Here is a 1,662-nt window from a genome sequence, read left to right as displayed (position 1 = left end):
CAGGCGCAGACCCTGACTTTCACCGCCGCGATTTATGGGAAGCAATTGAAGCAGGTGCATTTCCTGAATATGAACTCGGCGTGCAGGTATTTACCGAAGAACAGGCAGACGCCTTTGACTTTGATGTGCTTGATCCAACCAAACTTGTGCCGGAAGAGTTTGTTCCTATCATGCTGCTCGGGAAAATGACGCTGAACCGTAACCCTGACAATTTCTTCGCCGAGACCGAGCAGGTTGCCTTTTGTACGGCCCACATTGTCCCTGGTATCGATTTCTCGAATGATCCGCTGCTGCAAGGGCGTATTCACTCTTACCTGGATACACAAATCAGCCGTCTTGGCGGGCCGAATTTCCATGAAATTCCAGTCAATTCGCCAGTCGTTCAAGTTCACAATAATCAGCGTGATGGCATGCACCGCCAGGCTGTTCACAGGGGTAAAGTTGCTTACGAGCCCAATTCCCTGGCGGGTGGTTGCCCTTTCCAGGCGGGGCGAGCAGGATTTACCAGCTTCCCCCAATTTATTGCCGATGACAAGGTGCGTGGCAAACCTGCGAAATTCGCCGAACATTTTGCACAAGCCAGGCTGTTCTGGATCAGCCAGACGCCAACTGAGCAAGCTCACATTGTCAACGCTTTCCGTTTTGAGCTGACACGTGTACAAACGCCTGCCGTTCGCCTGCGTGTGGTCTCCATGCTGGCCAATGTTGATCCTATCCTCTGCGCTGGGGTTGCCGATGGTTTGGGTATAGAAGTGCCTCCGCCCATGCCACCGGTATCAGCTACGCCGGTGAGCGACTATGAACCATCTCCTGCCTTGTCATTGCTATCCCGACCTGGCATCACAGGGATCAAGACCCGCCGGGTAGCTTTGCTGGCTGCACACGGGGTTGATGCTGACGCCGCACGAGCTATTTACACCTCATTGCTCAAAGACGGCGCAGTCCCACGCATTGTCAGTAATTCGCTAGGCAGACTTCGCACATCGACGGGCGATGCACTGAACGTAGAAATTACGTTTGAGACTGGCCCCTCAGTTTTGTATGATGCGGCGATAGTCCTGGCAGGTGATGATTCAGTAGAAAGCCTGGCGACGAATGCACATGCCTTGGAATTCATTCGTTTGCAACATCGCCACTGCAAACCTGTGCTGGCTTTTGGAACGCAGGGAAAACTGCTGGATGCAGCCGGAATTCCTTCGTGTCTTCCAGACGGTGCGCCTGATCAATCGATTATCCGAGTAGAAGCTGGCTTTGAAGCAGAAGCACTCGCGCGTTTCAAGCAGTCTCTGGCTGCACACCGCTTCTTCCCTCGCGAAACAGATCCACCTGCAGCGTAAATTGTAGCAATGCTTACCTGTAGTCGGGAAACCGGCTACAGGTAAGCTAGGAAGACATTTAAATAACCAGTAGAGAATTTGGATAGATGCCAGTTCCCTCTAAAGGCGTGTAGGTACGGTCGTGGAATGGCTGAATTCAATAGAACATGCATCAATTACTTGTAGAACTTGAATAACTCTATTATTGAAAGCGCGGCTTATGTGCCTAATTCCGTGTTGGATAGTAGTGACAATTATCTCAGGAACCTAATTTAAGTAGGAGATGCCAATGCGCGGTAATTGAGCATCGTATGTCCGGTTGGGGAAATAGCAGCCAGGCATCTGC

At 51.4% G+C, this 1,662-nt stretch carries 1 protein-coding gene; it reads left to right on the top strand.

Features of this window, described 5'->3' with window-relative positions; genetic code table 11:
• A partial coding sequence (locus tag ACO0LF_RS31225; protein WP_423021270.1) for a catalase occupies nucleotides 1-1,337 on the top strand: 1,337 nt, incomplete at its 5' end.
• Between the last annotated feature and the right edge of the window lie 325 nt (nucleotides 1,338-1,662).

The sequence above is a fragment of the Undibacterium sp. Di27W genome, from assembly GCF_049340345.1.
Classification (GTDB): Bacteria; Pseudomonadota; Gammaproteobacteria; order Burkholderiales; family Burkholderiaceae_D; genus Undibacterium.
The sequence above is the reverse complement of the archived record's forward strand: the minus strand, read 5'-3'. Positions and strand labels throughout refer to the sequence as shown.